11 protein-coding genes and 2 pseudogenes are annotated in these 16117 nt (G+C 64.1%); 3 read left to right on the forward strand and 10 right to left on the reverse strand.

Going from position 1 to position 16117, the window contains the following annotated elements:
• Position 1: 1 nt before the first annotated feature.
• Positions 2-1651 carry an ATP-binding protein gene (locus U9J41_RS08070; protein ID WP_322401705.1) on the forward strand — a complete coding sequence of 550 codons (1650 nt, stop codon included), beginning with the start codon at positions 2-4 and terminating at the stop codon, positions 1649-1651.
• Positions 1652-1762: 111 nt separating this feature from the next.
• On the opposite strand, the pseudogene U9J41_RS08075 reads toward U9J41_RS08070, so the two are convergent.
• Together U9J41_RS08075 and U9J41_RS08080 are read right to left on the reverse strand one after the other, a co-directional pair.
• Positions 1763-3160, reverse strand: a pseudogene (locus U9J41_RS08075) (FAD-binding oxidoreductase); the annotation flags it as partial.
• Positions 3157-3753 carry an isochorismatase family protein gene (locus tag U9J41_RS08080; RefSeq protein ID WP_322401706.1) on the reverse strand — a complete coding sequence of 199 codons (597 nt, stop codon included), beginning with the start codon at positions 3751-3753 and terminating at the stop codon, positions 3157-3159. The pseudogene U9J41_RS08075 and the gene U9J41_RS08080, both read right to left, overlap by 4 nt.
• 206 nt (positions 3754-3959) lie before the next feature.
• Between U9J41_RS08080 and U9J41_RS08085 the strand changes: the two are divergent.
• Positions 3960-4313: pseudogene (locus tag U9J41_RS08085) on the forward strand (transposase); the annotation flags it as partial.
• A gap of 367 nt (positions 4314-4680) precedes the next feature.
• On the opposite strand, the gene U9J41_RS08090 reads toward U9J41_RS08085, so the two are convergent.
• The 5 genes from U9J41_RS08090 to U9J41_RS08115 form a co-directional block, all read right to left on the reverse strand.
• The gene (locus U9J41_RS08090; protein WP_322401707.1) at positions 4681-4956 is read right to left on the reverse strand and encodes a PAAR domain-containing protein; all 276 of its coding nucleotides are present in this window, start codon (positions 4954-4956) and stop codon (positions 4681-4683) included.
• Positions 4957-5264: 308 nt separating this feature from the next.
• Entirely contained in the window at positions 5265-6152 is an 888-nt protein-coding gene (locus U9J41_RS08095; protein ID WP_322401708.1) for a hypothetical protein, read from the reverse strand.
• 7 nt (positions 6153-6159) lie between these two features.
• Positions 6160-7371 carry a glycoside hydrolase family 19 protein gene (locus tag U9J41_RS08100; RefSeq protein WP_322401709.1) on the reverse strand — a complete coding sequence of 404 codons (1212 nt, stop codon included), beginning with the start codon at positions 7369-7371 and terminating at the stop codon, positions 6160-6162.
• Complete coding sequence (locus tag U9J41_RS29310; protein ID WP_425260150.1) at positions 7368-9173, reverse strand: type VI secretion system Vgr family protein; 1806 nt, start codon at positions 9171-9173, stop codon at positions 7368-7370. Before U9J41_RS29310 ends, U9J41_RS08100 begins: the two co-directional genes overlap by 4 nt.
• Entirely contained in the window at positions 9089-10042 is a 954-nt protein-coding gene (locus U9J41_RS08115; protein ID WP_425260152.1) for a type VI secretion system Vgr family protein, read from the reverse strand. Before U9J41_RS08115 ends, U9J41_RS29310 begins: the two co-directional genes overlap by 85 nt.
• Positions 10043-10578: 536 nt before the next feature.
• On the opposite strand from U9J41_RS08115, the gene U9J41_RS08120 reads away from it, so the two are divergent.
• Positions 10579-10749 carry a hypothetical protein gene (locus tag U9J41_RS08120; protein WP_322401711.1) on the forward strand — a complete coding sequence of 57 codons (171 nt, stop codon included), beginning with the start codon at positions 10579-10581 and terminating at the stop codon, positions 10747-10749.
• Between the two features lie 253 nt (positions 10750-11002).
• Here U9J41_RS08120 and U9J41_RS08125 read toward each other — a convergent pair whose 3' ends face one another.
• The 3 genes from U9J41_RS08125 to tssM all read right to left on the reverse strand — a co-directional run bounded on the left by U9J41_RS08125 (position 11003) and on the right by tssM (position 16094).
• Positions 11003-11731, reverse strand: coding sequence for a lysozyme inhibitor LprI family protein (locus tag U9J41_RS08125; protein ID WP_322401712.1), 729 nt, complete (start codon positions 11729-11731; stop codon positions 11003-11005).
• 230 nt (positions 11732-11961) lie between these two features.
• Positions 11962-12573: a type VI secretion system-associated protein TagF gene (gene tagF / locus U9J41_RS08130; protein WP_322401713.1), complete on the reverse strand. Its 612-nt coding sequence runs from the start codon at positions 12571-12573 to the stop codon at positions 11962-11964.
• Positions 12570-16094 carry a type VI secretion system membrane subunit TssM gene (gene tssM, locus U9J41_RS08135; RefSeq protein WP_322401714.1) on the reverse strand — a complete coding sequence of 1175 codons (3525 nt, stop codon included), beginning with the start codon at positions 16092-16094 and terminating at the stop codon, positions 12570-12572. The genes tagF and tssM overlap by 4 nt, the downstream gene beginning before the upstream one ends.
• Between the last annotated feature and the right edge of the window lie 23 nt (positions 16095-16117).

Below are 16117 nucleotides of genomic sequence, written 5' to 3' on the forward strand. Positions count from 1 at the left end.
CATGCCGAAACTAAAATTCACACAGGGAAATCCAGCAGCGCCCGCGTTCGACGCGCTCGCGCACGGATTGCGTCGCATCGCCGCAGCCGGCGGCGTGGAGACAACGCAGCAGGAGACCGTGGCGGTTGCCGTGACGCTGTGCGGCGCCGAGCGGGGTTACTGGCTCGCGGATGCTGACGTCGCGGACGCGTCCATTGCCGACATCGTCGAGCACGTCCGGCGCACGCGCGAGGCCGTCTGCGCCGATGGCATGGCGTGTTTCGCTGCCGGCGACCAGGGCGGCGTGTCCGGCGTGGTGGTTCTGGAGTGCGTGCAGGCGGCCGATCCCGCACTGATCGACATCCTCGCCACGGCGGCAGCGGCCGCGTTGACGATCGCGGCGCTCGCGTTCGATCAAACGCTGCTGCGGACCCTGGTGGACTACATTCCATTCCGTATCTACGCCAAGGACCGCGAAAGCCGCTTCCTGTTCGGGAATAACCGGATGGCCCGCCTGGCCGGCGTCGAGACGCCGCCGCAGTTGATCGGCAAGACCGACTACGATTTCTTCCCGGCCGAACTGGCGGCCAAATATTTTGCCGACGAAAAGCAAGTCATGGATTCGGGCCAGTCGCTGTTCGATTACGAGGAACTGGTCGAGGACCAGGACACGGGAGAATTGGGCTGGACCGTGACGACCAAGGTGCTGCTGCGCGCCGGCGACGGCGCGGTGAACGGCATCGTCGGCATCGGTTACGACGTCACCCAGCGCAAGCTCATGGAAGAACGCCTGCGCGAACGCACGCAGGCCCTGGAAGTGGCCAATGCCAGGCTGGAGGCCGAGAAACAACATCAGCAGATCCTGATCCGCAAGCTGAGCGACATGCAGGGCCAGTTGCTGCAATCCGAAAAGATGGCGTCGATCGGCCTGCTGGCCGCCGGCGTCGCCCACGAGATCAATAATCCGCTGGCGTTCATCAGTTCGAACTTCGGCGCGCTCGAACGCGACGCCAGGGACATCCTGAAGCTCATCAGCGCGTTCGAAGGCGTCGAAGGTCTGTTGCCCGGCGAGGCGCGCGCACCGGTCGCATTCATGAAGCAGGACATCGGGCTGGACGATATCCGCCAGGACCTCGACGCCCTGTTCGTCGAATCGAGGGAAGGCCTGCAACGCGTCAAGCACATCGTGCAGAACCTGAAGGATTTTTCCCGGCCCGGCGGCACGCAAAAAGAAATGGCCGATCTCGAACAGGGCTTGAACAGCACCCTGAACGTCGCCTGGAACGAAATCAAGTACAAGGCGGACGTCGTCAAGGAATACGCCGGCGTCCCGCCGCTGTATTGCCTGCCCTCGCAGATCAACCAGGTCTTCCTGAACCTGCTCATCAACGCCGCCCACGCGATCGAGGACAAGGGCACGATCGTCGTGCGCACCGGCTACGACGACAAGGTCGTCTGGGTCGAGATCGAAGACAACGGCTGCGGCATCGCGCCCGATCATCTCGATCACATTTTCGAGCCGTTCTTTACCACCAAACCGGTCGGCAAGGGCACCGGGCTCGGACTGTCGATCGTGTACGGGATCGTGCAGGGGCATCACGGCACGATCGAGGTGAGGAGCGACGTGGGCAGTGGGACCGTGTTCAAGGTGGCGCTGCCACGGGCGGCATGAACTGCTCGCCGATCGCCGCAGTGATTACGAATATCCGTTACGGCCGTTATCAACTGTCGCGTCCGGGGCCCAGCTGCGCCGCGGCGTGTCCTGTTCGTCCGCGCCCCACAACACCTTGCCGGGATTGAGGATGTTCTGCGGGTCGAATACGCGCTTGATGGCGCGCATCAGTTCGACCGCGGGCAGTCCGGCTTCCTGCATCAGGAAATCCATCTTGTGCATGCCGATGCCGTGCTCGCCCGAGCACGTGCCGTCGAGGCGGATCGCGCGTGCCACCAGCCGGGCATTGAGCAGCTCCGCCCGTTCACGCTGCGCCGGCTCGTGCGGATCGATCAGGTAGCCGAAATGGAAGTTGCCGTCGCCGACATGCCCGACCAGGAAATACGGCACGCCCATCTCGTCCGCTTCGCGCACCGACTCGAGCAGGCATTCCGCCAGGCGGCTGATCGGCACGCAGGTGTCGGTGCTGATCGCGCGGCAGCCGGGCATCGAGGCGACGGCCGCGAAATAGGCATGATGGCGCGCCGTCCAGAGCCGCGTGCGCGCTTCGGTATCGGTCGCCCAGGCGAAGGCTGCGCCGCCGCGTTCCGCGGTCAGGGCCTCGACCGATTCCGCCTGCTCGCGCACGCCGGCCGGCGTGCCGTGGAATTCCATCAGCAGCATCGGTTCTTCGCGCAGATCCAGCTTGCTGTACCGGTTCACCATTCGCACGGCATTGACGTCGAGCAGCTCCATGCGCGCGATCGGAATGCCGGATTGGACGATGTCGATCGCGGCGCCGACGGCATCGACGATGCCCGGAAACGAGCACACGGCCGCCGACTGCGCTTCCGGCAGCGGATACAGGCGCACCACGATCTCGGTGAACACGCCGAGCGTGCCTTCGCTGCCCACCATCAGGCGGGTGAGGTCGTAGCCCGCGCTGCTCTTGCGCGCACGCGTCCCGGTATGCACGATCGCGCCGGCGGCCGTGACGACCTGCAGCGCGAGCACATTCTCGCGCATCGTGCCATAGCGTACGGCATTGGTGCCGCTCGCGCGCGTGGCGCACATGCCGCCGATCGACGCATCCGCGCCCGGATCCACGGGGAAGAACAGCCCCGTGCCCTTCAGCGCCTGGTTCAGCTGCATGCGCGTCACACCCGGCTGCACCGTCGCCGTCATGTCCGCGGTATCGATGGCAAGCACGCGGTTCATGCGGCTCACGTCCAGGCTGACGCCGCCCCGCACGGCCAGCAGATGCCCTTCCAGCGACGACCCGGCGCCGAACGGGATCACGGGCACCGCGTATCGGCCGGCCAGTTCGAGCAGCGCCTGGACATCCCCGACGTCCTCCGCGAACACCACCGCGTCCGGCGGATTCACGTCCACGAACGACGATTCGTCGCGCCCGTGCTGTTCGCGCACCGCGGCGGCGGTCGAGAAACGGGGGCCGAAGCGGGTTTGCAGGTCGGCCAGCAAGGGGGCCGGCAGGGCCTGGGCCGGGTCTGGGGTCATGCGGTCATTCATTCCAAAATTCCTTGTGATGTCGGTGCGTGCAGGGCGCTGGGCACCTGGAAGTCCACGTCGGCCGTCTTCGCGATTCCCGCGCTGCGGCCGGGGCCAGTGTGGTGGGTCCAGTACAGGTTCGTGTGGGCGATCACCTTGGCGGGTTCCGGTGCGCCCCATTCGGTCTTGTCGCCGGTCGTGTGGGCATCGCTGACGAGGATGACATCGTACCCGCGCGTAAAGGCGCCGTGGATCGTCGAGCGGATGCACGCATCGGTCTCGGCACCCGCCACGAACAGTCGGCCCACCCGCAGCGCCGCCAGGCGCTCGGCCAGCACGGTATCTTCGAAGGCGTCGCCGTAAGCCTTGTCGATCCGCACATCGTTCGGCGCGGGATGAAGCTCCGGCACCAGCTCCCAGCCATCCGTGCCGCGCACCAGGCCCTCGTCCGCATGTTGGACCCAGATCACCGGAACGCCCGCGGCGCGCGCCTTGGCGACGAGCAGGTTGATGTTCGCGACGACCGCATCGCGGGCGTGCGCCTGGGCGACCACTTCCCGCTGCACGTCGACGACGATCAGGGCGGTGTTTGGGCGATTTTCGAATGTCGTCATAAAGGCAGCAGCGCCAGGCCATCACCACATTGTTGTGCCAACTGAGCTAAATGGAATTCTGCAAGATGGCGGCAATCTTGAACTGTAAGCATTTTAGCTCCCTGCATGAACGGCTGCTTCTGACCCAAGCTGTGTAAAAACATGGGCGATGTAAACGAAACCGGTTCGGTAAACGTTGAGGAAGTATCTCATCACTGGGGTGCCAAATGAAGCGCTTTATCGAAGGTGAAGACCGCGGCCAAGGGACGTTACTCCCGGAGCATCTGGACGACTACGTGGCCGAAGATAACCGGGCTCGTGTGATCGATGTATTTGTTGGGGAGCTTGATCTTGCAGGCATCGGATTCGAGCGCGTCCATCCAGCGAAAACGGGCCGACCGGCCTATCATCCGGCAGTGCTCCTCAAACTCTACATCTACGGCTACCTGAACCGTATTCAGCCGAGCCGGCGACTTCAGCGGGAATCCCAGCGCAACGTCGAACTGATGTGGCTGACAGGACGCCTGGCCCCCGACTTCAAGACGATCGCAAACTTCAGAAAAGACAATGGCAAAGCAATCTGCAATGCGAATTCGACGCTCCACCGTCGAGCATCGCTTGCAATCGACGAAAACTGTCGACGGCAAGGCCTACTCAACACGCGTGGCACGCAACGCCATTCATCCAAGAAGAAGAGAGTGCGCGCGCCGTGGCCGTGCATGTCGCGCAGCGCCAGGCCGGCGCCGCACGTCCTGCAGCGACGCCGTGCGGCCGAGGCTATCCCTCCAGCCAGGCCGTCGCCCGGGGACGCACGGCTGCCAGCCCGTCGCCGGCGCTGCGCCGGCTCGGGTTCGCCGAGGCACGCACCCGGCAGCGACACACCAGGACCACGCGCGAGAAGTACCGACGCGCGACTTGCGCGGCAGCCGGGCCGCACACGCGGCCGTATTAGACGACGTCGCTCCCGACGCCGTCGACATCGTTCAAGGTGGACTCGCAGACGCATCCGCCACTCGTCTTCATGCCGTGCACGACGCGTGGCCGCCCACCTGTGAGGACCGCGCGTGCGACACCGTCGGCGATCACGCAATGTTTGCGACAGTGGACGCGGGCACCCTGGAACGTGTAGGCGCGCCCGTGGCTGACGGCCGTCTCGTCGCCTTCGACCACGGTGCCGCCGCACTCCGTCTTATCGCCGACGCGTATGAAGCCGAGGATCTTCATGGGCGCCCGGTGGGTGTCGGAACCTCAATCCCGACCGCGCGCAATGCGTACGTCAGGCGACGCGCCATCGTCGCACCGGTGAGTATGGCGCCGATGACACGGCGGACGGCGGCAGCGCCGTCGCGCGACGGCGACCGGCCAGGCATCGTGCGCCCGCCCCGCAGGCGCACGCGGGGTAGCGCCTACACGATCGCCGCAGTCCGTTCCCGCCTGCGCCGGACGACCGTGTCCGCAACGATTCGAACGTACGGACCAAAAACACTTCAAGCCGACCGAGCGGCCCCGCACGGTGTCCCGGCGCGCCATCACTATCTCTTGCCTTTGCACTGGGACACCGGGTAGGTCTTCTCGCTGACCTTGTCGTCCCCGGCCTCGCCCGACACGACATTCTCCTGCGTCAGACAATATTTTCCGCCCACATATTTGTAGATGTTCATGCCCGAGCTCCACTCCTCGTACACCTCGTCAGTGCTGTACTGCGTACTCGTCACGTTAATCCCTTGCAATGACGCTGGCGCCGTCACATAGCGGTTTTGCGCCGGGTCGAACAGCCAGTGAAGTTGCTCGCCATTCTCGACCGGGACGGCCAGGTCGGGATAACCGTCGAAATTCACGTCGCGGTCATCGTAGTGAAGGCCCTCAAGCGAGGTGAAGATATCGGCGTCGGACGGAAACGATTGCGCCGGTTTCTTGTCCCTGTAGATATCGATCCGTTTCAGCTTCGCGTCGGGTCCGCTTGTCTCGATATGGGCGACGATGGCCAGATCGCCCGTCGCCGGGACGGCAGACACGGAGAAGTCGAGGCGCCGGCCGGCGGACGATTGCCACGTGCCGGAGAAGCCACTGCCAGCGATCTTGCCGCTGAATGAGCCGGTCACCTTGCCGTTGACTTTTTCGACCAGCGACACGACGCCGTCTTTCTTGGCGCTTCCGAGCAGGTCGATCCAGCGCGGCCGTTCCTGCGAACCCTGCTTCACGTACGCATAGGCGCCCCCGAAATTCGCTCCCTCCTGTGACAGCACCATCAGGATGTGCTTGTTCGACAGCGTGCCTTCGTATCGTGTCGCGCTCTTGGCGATCGGCGTCAGCGTGACACTTTGCGCTTTCGTCGGGGGCGTGGCCGCAAAGGCGGACGGGATGGCGAGGGCGGCCCCGGCGAGGGCGAGTGCTGCAATCAACCTTGTAGTCGTGTTCATCTTTCTTTCATTTAAAAGCGGGATAGGCGACTTCGAACGCCTTCTTGCGCTCGATGATGCCCTTCAAGCCGCCGTTGACGCGGATAGTGACTTTCTCGACGTGGGTCGGTGTCGCACCGAGGTCGGCCACTTCGTACACCTTGTATTTCAGCCAGAACCATGCCGCCGAACGCACTGAATAGGGGAACTCGATGATGATATCGGGATTGACCACGGCGTTGGGTACGGTGCCGGGCCAGTAAAGCGGATACTCTTCCATGAATTTCGAATACTTTTCGTAGCCGGTGATCTGCAGCAGGCCCCGGCCGCGGAAATTCGAACCGTCCTCGGGGTGGTCGAGCCGATTTCCGTTCAGGTACAAATAATGTTTTCTCCCGATCGCCTCCTGGTCGGCGTGCCGGATGATTTTGCCGTGCTCGTCTTTCAGGTAGCCATCCTGTTCGGCCTCTTTCGGATGCGCCTTGTAGTAATTACTGAAACTCAACAGTGTCGCGGGCGAGTATTCCCAGCTTTCCCGTCTCGGGTGCATGGCGTTACCGGTCTCGCCTTTGACTTGCGCGAAGAAGTGCGCCCGGCGCAAGGGCGTATCGAGTTTAAAAATCTCCAGCTTGGCATTTAACTCGTCCGCCACGCCTTGCAGGTACGCGTCCGGGGCACGCTTCGAGTCCGTAAATATCTTACGCAACTGCGTCAGCGTGATCGTTCCCGGCACCGGCCGCGACGCCTGGGTCTGCGGCTCGGCGTTTTCGTTGTGCGCGGATCGCGGAGCGACGCCCTGGCCATCGACGGGGGAGGGGCCGGGCGGCGGCGGCGGCGGCAAAGTCGGCGTCGGCGCGCCCTCCGGCTTCTTGTCCGGATGTCTTTCGGTCCGTCCTGTCACCTTCGCCGTCGCGAGGACCTTGCGTACCAGCTTGCACTGGCCAAGCACCGGCATCACATCGTCGAGCGCCTTGAACGCCTTCGATTTACGCGACCAGACGGAGACCTTGATGGGATGCAGCGATTCGGGCTGGATCTCGAAACAATAGCGGATGGCGGTCGTGACCCCGGCGAGTTCCCGGCCGTCGTACCAGATCTTGTACTTCACGCCATCCAGCGCCTCCAGGTAACGATTCACGAAGCAGATCATGACGGTGCCCGGTTTGAGCGGCGTGGCGGCGTGGCCTTCATGCGTAGGGTGGCCGGAAAACAGGTTTTGGAAAAAATCGCGCCAGTTCATGCTTGTCCTTCGATGTCCAGCGTGGCGGCCGGACCGAGATCGACCGCATCGAACCACTCGTTCTCCCCGAAGATGACCTCGATATCGGTCGGCTCTTTCGTATAGACCGTGATGGAGCGCCCAATGTCGTCTACCATGCCCTGCGCCAGGAGTTCGGGGTTGTCACCCTTCGTCCACACTTCGTAGGACGCTCCGGCGAGTTCCGGATCGGTGTGCAGCATCCTGCCGACGCACAGCTGCTGGCTGTACGCCGCCGTTACCTGGATGATGGGCAGGTCCGGGATGACGGGCGGACGCCGCTCTGGGCCATCGATACGATGCGCAGCCGCGCGCGTGACGAACTGGCCGGCGGTGCCGTGTTCGATCCCGTTTGGTCCGAACACGGCGTAGCTGCCGCCGCCGTTGATGACGATTTCTTCCTTGGCCGTGATCGTGATTCGGTTGGCTGTCTGCGTGATGTTCAGCTTTCCCAGCAGATTGATACTGTCCGTTAGCGCGTGCACGTCGATATCACCCGCGGCGGCGACGAGTTTCATGCCAGCTTTTTGCACGAACAGGCGCAACGTCTGCCGGATGCTGGCAAAGAAGCCGCCGCCGGCAGCGATCGCCAGGTCCTCACCCATGGTGAGCGCGGTGTGCTCGCCACTGGCGATATGGGTCGAGCGTGCCGTCGTCGCGGCAATTCCGGCCGGGCTCGACATGACGAGGTGCGGCGCGGCCAGTTCCGGGAAGCCTTCGCGCGTGGCGGTCGCGCCCTTGCCGCCGATCGCTTCGTTTTGTGTCTTGATCGTGGCCGCGACACCGGCCTGTTGCTGGGGATCCTGCGCCCTGGCCTGTTCGGCGATCGCGGCCTGCGCCTCATGCTGGTCATGGGCGGCGGCCAGGCGCTGGACTGTCTCGCCCATGTCCTTAATGTGCGCGGCCGCGTTCCGGCGTGCCTCGGTCGTGATGAGCATGCCTTTACCGGCCCTGGCGACGCCCCATGCGTTGGTGGCGAGCTCCCAGCCTTCGCCGCGGGCGTCCTTGCGCCCGGCCGTGTCTTCGATGCGCGTGATATGGCCGAGCGAGAGCTGGCTGCATTCGTGATCGCTTTTGATCTGTGCCTGGATGCCGCCGTTGGTATCGTCCAGCAGTAGGTGGTTGCCTCGACCGCCCGCCACATTGCCAAGATCCTGGCCGAGCTCGCGACTACGAAAACCGGTCAGCGCGTGCTGGGCCGGCACCGTCCACGGCGGCATATTGCGTTCGTTGTAGACGGATCCGGTAATGATCGGGCGGTCAGGATTACCGTCCAGCCATTGAACCAGCACTTCCGATCCGACGCGTGGAATCGCGGCGGCGCCCAGCTCGGCGCCGGCCCACGCGCCGGCCACCCGCAGCCAGGCCGAACTGCGCTCATCCCGTGTGCCGGCGCGGTCCCAGTGAAACTGGACACGGACACGGCCGTATCGATCGGTATGGACGCCGCCGTGCCCATCGGGGCCGACCACGGTCGCGGTCTGCGGCGCGAGTATCCTGGTCTGTGTGCTGTTGAAACCACGTCCTGGCCGCCAGGGTATGAGCTTGCGAATGCAACAAAAGCGGTTGCGATAACCGACGTCCGACGGGTCGCGCGCCAGGTAATTGCTGGTTACGCTGTGATGGGTGGCAAGCACCAGGAATTCGTCGCGTCCCGCCTTGCCAGTGTAATCGTAGGGATTGTGATTGAAGTGATCGGTCAGGCGAAACCAGCGCCCCGGCTGCAGATGCCGACAATTCCCTTCGCCTTCGAAATAGCGGCTGGCGGCCTCGATTTCTTCCATTCGCAGCCGGGCCTGGGCGTCGCCTTCTTCGGCGTTCCTGAAACCGTATGACCGACGTATTCGTAGTGTTCGATCTGCGGCACCGCACCTTGCCGGTTGAGCGTCGGGATGCCCAGCTCGCCCGGCATAGGGGACTTGAAATCGAAGCTCGTCAGCCCGACGCTGGACGGCGCGACGTGCCGAACCGGCGCCCAGCGATCTACGCCGTCTTCCTCGGCATGGCCGCCCTCGGCATGGAACCGCACTTCCTCGTCGACATCGGTTCCTGGTACGCGAGTGGTGTCGTCGGAAACGACCAGCGTGTGGCCATCGGCCGCGTGCTCAAACCAGTAACACAGGCCGGCGGCTTCCCACCGGCGGCTGACGTAATTGAAATCGGTCTCGTCGAACTGGCATGCATCCGTCATGGCCGAGTCCGGCCCGACGACGCGCCATTCCCATTTCGCGTAATACGAATAATCGTCGAAGATGCTTTGCGTCTGGTCGCGCAGGCTCTTGTCGTGAAAGAGAAAATTGTCCTTGCGCAGTTCCAGGAACCGCAGCCACGGGCCCAGCCTTGCCTCGTAGTGCGTGATGCCGCCGTCCGCGTGCTTGCGGCGGAAGCTGAAGACAAAGCCGGAGAAATAACGCAGGCTGCCGTCCTGGCGTACCAATTCGATCGTCAGCAGCTTGCCCTGCATTTCCTTCAAGGCGAGGCTCGGGTCGTCCGACAACAGCTCGACCGTGAACTCGAAATGGCGGGACAGCCCCTCCACGGCGTCGAGCCCGTTCACGAGAAGTTGGGCAGGCGGTCCGTCGTCATGCGGAAACGACAAGCGCAAAATGCGGTTGTGCTGCCGCCCTTGGAACAAGTCGGACGGGAATTTCATTGCACTGGTCATACAGGTTGTGTCAGTGGCCGTCGCCCGACGCGTCGCTCAGCATGGATGGCGGGACGGCTCGCGCTACAGTGCGTCGCGCCTCTGGGCCAGACGTGCCGCCGCACTGGTCGCCGGACATGTGAAGTTACATTGGGCGTCAGTTTAACATTGCTTTCAGAATATTATCGAGCCAGCAACCAAAATGTGCGCGAATGCGACACGCCTGGCCTTCGAGATTGTCAAGGACAGCGCCCAAGCCTCGGGATTCGACAGGCCACGCCGAAACACGTCACAGACAGGTAAGGCCCCGGCGTACGCGCGGCTCGGTCTACGACGAGCCCGCAGTGTGCCGCCAAGTCCATCATGTTTCGGAAAATACAGTTTTCTGGTCGGGAAATCATCTCGTAGTTGCGGGAAAGAACGAAAAAACTGAGTGGTTCGCAGATCGCACGTAGACCGGTGCAGCAAATACGGGAGCGCGAGCTTTCACATTAGTGTCGCTACGTCAGACGCCGGTGCGTCACACATCGGTCAACGCCGGCGTATTGACCCAGCTCGAAAGCGGCGTGTTCGCGCTGCCGCTTGACGCCGTGTTCCCGCTCGCCGACTTCTATGGCTTGCCGCAGCATGCGTTCCTCGAGTGCTTGATGCGAGTGTTCTTCCGTACCGAGTTCGATGCGATTATCGAGCACGTGGCCGTCAGGACGGCGTCATGAACGCCCCGCAACTCACCAGGCACGCAATCCAGCGTTGCCACCAGCGCTGCATCAACGACCTGCAAGTTGCACTGGTCAGCCTGTTTGGTGACGGCCGAGGCTGTGTAAGAACGTTGACCACTCCCGCTCGGCGCCAAAGTCGGGCCTCCAAAAACGGCCGCCACGGCGTTTTCGGAGGGGCGGGAATGGCGAACCGCCCCCTGAAAACATGCTCTCCGCGCGTTTTTACACAGCCTGGACCCGAAGCGGACCTTCAGCCGGCGCATTCCGGCATACGGTCGAATGCGACCGCAGGAACGCGTACTAGCACGGCGTCGTCTGGAATCCAGCTTTCGCCCTCATCCTTTCCGCTCACTTTCCAATGTAATTCACCTCCCTGGACGCGCAGAGTGGCCGTTCCTGTCCCACCCCAAGTGCTGCTAAAGCGGACCGTAGCTGTATTACCGTTGGTCTTGCCCGTCATTGACGGATGCCGGTCCTCGACCTCATCGACTCGATTGCCCATGTTTGCCCAAACTACGTGGAGCGCGCAGACTTTATCACCCTCGACGACAATGGACAGCTGAAATTTATCGCGCTCTCCCTGTTTGCAGCTTTCCGCATAAATGCCGCTGAGTTGATCACATGAGTACTCTTTTTTCCAAACTCCAGCCAGCGGACTGTTGCTGGCCAACCTGGCGCGGAACTCAGAGTTACGTGATGCATATGCCTCCTGCAAACAAGTTATGTTCTTGCATGCGTTTCGCGCCCGCAGCCAAGCGCGTTGCATCGACTTTTCCGATTGTTCATCGCTGGACATTCTTACGACTTGTGCATAGGAGGTGCTTAGCTGTTCATCCAGTTTCGATAAACCGCTATCGGCGCAGATCGTTGTTTCTATCTTGCCTTGAGCAAGCTTGCAGTCGAAGCTTGCAGCACCAGCCGGTGCGGCTAAAACACTTAGAAGCAATATCAATAAGGCATTGTAGAGGTGGTTTGGCATTCGATATCGGAATCTTAAAAGGATGGGCCCCATTCCAGCTACCGTCCCTTGTAGGACACGACGTTGGACTGATCGAGAACAAGCACCAATAACTATTATGTCTAGATTACCCGTGAACACCGGTCTATTGACCAAGGCGCGCTACAATTATGAAGGCAGTCGATGACCGCTCCTGGCCGATGGCACCCTTTAGCAAGCACTACATCCAACGTATATCGCTTCGATCGACGCTAACGCGCATCCAGCATCGCCGTAAACCGCTGCGCCCGCGGCACCCCAGCACACATGAGCATCGACGGCGCCACCCCTGGCGCCCCGTCCGTCCACCACAGACTATGCCCCTGCAACGCAACCGCAGCGACGCGTTCGCCGACACCCTCGTCCAGTGCAAACCGCCACGCCCCGTCGGGAGGCGCGGCCTGTGCGGCATCAATCAATGCCGGCGCCGGCAGCTCATCAAACTGCGCCAACCTGAACGCCGGATCCAGCGACGCCCGCGCCAGATCCTCGACCGCGTCATACCACGCGCCGTGTTTGTGAAACCAGTCCAACAATGGCGGCGCCCCGACGGCGGCTATCATCAGTGGAAAATAACGCCCGACGCGATCGACGCTGGGCATCATCACGCCACCCAATCCTTCGGGACCGAGAATGCCGGGCGCGATCGCAAACCGCCACACGGGACTGGTGAGGTAGTGATCGAGCCACTGATCCCCAAGCTGCTGCTGGCTCGCGTGAATGCATTGCTGCAGCCACCCATCCCACGCCGCGACCAGCCCGTCGGGCAGCCCGCGCGATACGAAGTCGCCGAGCGTAGAAACCTTGCCGAAGTACCCGGTCACAGCTTGTCCACGCAGCGGAACTGTTCCAGCACGGCGCGGCGGAACGGGTTGACGACGCTGCTCGCGGTCAGTTCCAGCGCGGCCTTGCGGCCGTCGGCGTCGAACGTCACGTTGTAGCGCTCACCCTGCGCCGTGGGCACCACGGTCGCCTTGTCGAGCATGCGGAACCACGCCCATGGGCCTTCCGTGTGCAGCGTGCCGTGCGCGCTCGCGGGCGTGACGTCGAGACGCACCTGCCCCCCGCCCTTCCCGCTCGGCAGCTGGAACGATGCAGCGGACAACGCACCCGGCGCGGCGGTCAGAACCTGCCCATCGATATCGAGCACGAACTTGGTGATCGCAGGATCAAGCGACACCGGCTTCAGGTCGAAGCGCATCGACGCCTGGCGGCCGCCGTTCGCGAAGAACGCGTCGCGGATTTTTGCGGCGCGCTGGAATGCGTCGAGCGTGGCTTGCGGGATGCCGAGCGTGCTGTCGTTCGCCGTCGCGCGCCAGCGCCACTGGGCGCCGCCCATGTCGACGTATTGGGCGAGGTTCTTCGCGAAGAAGTCGTCGATCAGGCCACCCGGCGCGAACAGCTTGCCGAAGTCGTCGGCGGTGACGTCCTGCGCGGCGGACTTGACGATCGGGTAGCGGCCCGCGACGGCCTGGCGGCAGAACTGCGCGGGGCCCGCGGTCCACAAGGCATTCAGGCGTTCGCGTTCGCTGCCGGACGTGAGGCCCGCGCCGCCGCTGTCGATCGACTTCAGCATCGTGCCCAGCGGCGCCGGCTTGCCGTCCGCTTCCAGCTTCACCTTGGCGAGTGCGTCGCCCGGCGGCGGCGGGGCGCCCGTGCGCTTGGCGGCGGCGGCGCTGTCCAGGTAGACGGCGACGTCCTTCAGCATGCCCAGCGTCTGGTCCAGCGGCGACGGGGTACCCGCCGTCATCTTGTGCAGGTCGTCGAAGTGCGCGTCGACCGGGTTCGCGGATTTCGCGGGGGCCGCCGGCGCGCTGTCATCGCTCGCCATCGCGCTTTCCAGCTTCTTCTTGTACGCGTCCAGCTTGCCCTTGACGGCCGCCGTCACGGACGCCGCCAGCGGCTCCTTCGTGCCGCCCAGCGTCGTTTCCTTGCTGGCCGCGACGAGGAATTTACGCATCGGCGAATCCGCGCCGGACAGCAGATTGGTGGTGCGCGCGCCCTGCTCCAGCGTGCCGAACGGACGCAGGCTCACGTCGGCCAGCAGCGCGTCCCACTGCGCGATGTAGTCGTCGTAGTACAGGCGCAGCACGGCCTGGCGGACCTGGTCGCGGTTGCCGGCCTGCGTCGCTTCCTGCTGCGCCAGCACCCAGCGCTCCTTCTCGACGTCGTCGACGGCCTCGTTGCTCATCGCGAGGAATTTGGCGTAGCCGGCCGGCGAGAACATGCCGTTCACGCCGCGCGTGATGGGTTCTCCGCTCTTGCGCACGAAGACGTTCGCGGCCTCGCGCCCGCCCGCGCCCGCGGGGCTGAACTCGGGCAGCTTCTCGCGCAGCAGCTGGCGTTTCAGGCGATTGTAGACGCGCTGTTCGAGCGGCATGCGCGCGAGGGTCAGGCGCGTATCGCTGATCAGCTGCGGATCGAGCCGCGGCATCGCCTGGCCGTCGCGGAAGTTTTCCATCAGCGCCAGCTCGTGCGCGGCCAGGGATTGCTTCTGGTCGTCGCTCGCGTCCTTCAGGTTGCGCGCGTCGTCCAGCGCCGCCCACGCCGCGACGGATTCGGCGTCGAAGCGGCTCGCGTCGCCCAGCATCAGATAAACGCGCAGGACTTCGTACAGGTACTCGGGGCTGTTGGCGCCGTTGCGGCGCAACTGGTCTTCCATGCGCTGCTGCAGGCGCGGCAGCAGCGTGTCCTGCAAGACCTTGCGGTAGGCGATGCGCGCGGCCTCGCCCAATTTGTCGCCCTGGTACAGGCCGAAGCGCATCAACAAGGGCGCGCCCTTGTCGCGGTCGTCGTAGCCGCCCGGCAGCGTGCGCAGCGCGTCCAGCACGGGAAGCAGCTGCACGGTCGATCCCTGCGCGGGCAATGCCGCCACCTGCTTGGCGATGGCGGCCGATTTCGCTTCCATGTCGGCGACGTACGCCCGGTTGCGCGCATAGCTCGTGATCATGCCGGCGCCCAGCAGCACGAAGGCGACGGCGATGGCGGCCACCGAACCCCATTGCAGCACGCGCCGGCGCTTTTCCAGCGCGTGGTTCACGCCGGCCAGTTCGGCCTCGGGGAACATCACCTGCTGCAGCAGGTTCGTGATGAAGTAGCTGCGGCCGCTGGCGGCGTTCGGCGCCAGCGCCTGGCGCTCCAGGCCGAACGAGGCAGCCATCGCGCTCATCACGCGGTCGAGCGGACTGCCTTCCTGCGTGCCGCTGCTGAAGTAGACGCCGCGCAGCAGCGCCTCGCGTTCGTAGCGGTTCGATGCGAACACGTCGTCCAGGAAGCGTTTTAAAACATCCTGGATGCCGGCGAACTGCTGCGGGAAGCTGTAGATCAGCGCGCGCTTGTGCGGGTCGCGCTCCTGCTGCATGCGCGCCAGCACGCGTTCCTGCAGGCGCTGTTCGAGCTGTTCGAATTCGGTGGGGAACGCGGCCAGCGCGGCGTCGCCATCGGCGCCGTCCTGCAGCGGGAAGGTCATGCCCCACACCTGCGCGCGCTCCTCGCGGCCCAGCGCCTCGAAGTATTCGACGAAGCCGCCCAGCAGGTCGCACTTCGTTACGAGCACGTAGACGGGGAAGCGCACGCCCAGCTGGTCGTGCAGTTCCTTGATGCGGTCGCGCAGCGCCTGGGCCTGCGCCTGGCGGCCCGCGTCGGTGTCCTGCAGCAGGTCGCTCAGGGGCACGGTCACGATGACGCCGTTGATCGGTCGGCGGCGGCGGTATTTCTTGAGCAGTTGCAGGAAGCCCGTCCACGCGGCCTTGTCGGCGCCGGCGTTGCTGTCCTGCGTCGTGTAGCGGCCCGCCGTATCGAGCAGCACGGCGTCGTCGGTGAACCACCAGTCGCAGTTGCGCGTGCCGCCCACGCCTTTGACGCCACCTTTGCCCAGCGCGTCGGCGAGCGGGAATTTCAGGCCGGACTGCGTCAGCGCCGTCGTCTTGCCGCTGCCCGGCGCGCCGATGAACATATACCACGGCAGCTGGTACAGGCCGCCCTTGCCGCCTGTCTTCGATTTCTTCAGGATGGCGATGGCGTCCTGCATGCGCTTGTTCAGTTGCGCGACTTCGGCCGCGCCTTCCGGCGGCGCCGCGGCGGCGGGCTGTTCGTCCGCGCCGGCCACGCTCTTCATCAATGCGCGATTGGCGCGCCAGGCCTTGAACCAGCGCCAGCCCAGCCAGCCGGCCCAGACAGCGAAGAAGATGAGGATGAAGGTCCAGCGCACCGTCTCCGATGCGAACGGATAGTGGCCGTCGTAGGACACCAGCGGCGCCTCGAACCAGATGACCAGCGCGAGCAGCAGCACGCCCAGGAAGGCCAGCACGGCGGGCTTGATCAGCCAGGTGAAGAACTTTTTCATTGCGGGTCGGTTTTCGTGTTGGT

This window comes from Massilia luteola (assembly GCF_034420155.1).
Taxonomy (GTDB): domain Bacteria; phylum Pseudomonadota; class Gammaproteobacteria; order Burkholderiales; family Burkholderiaceae_D; genus Telluria; species Telluria luteola.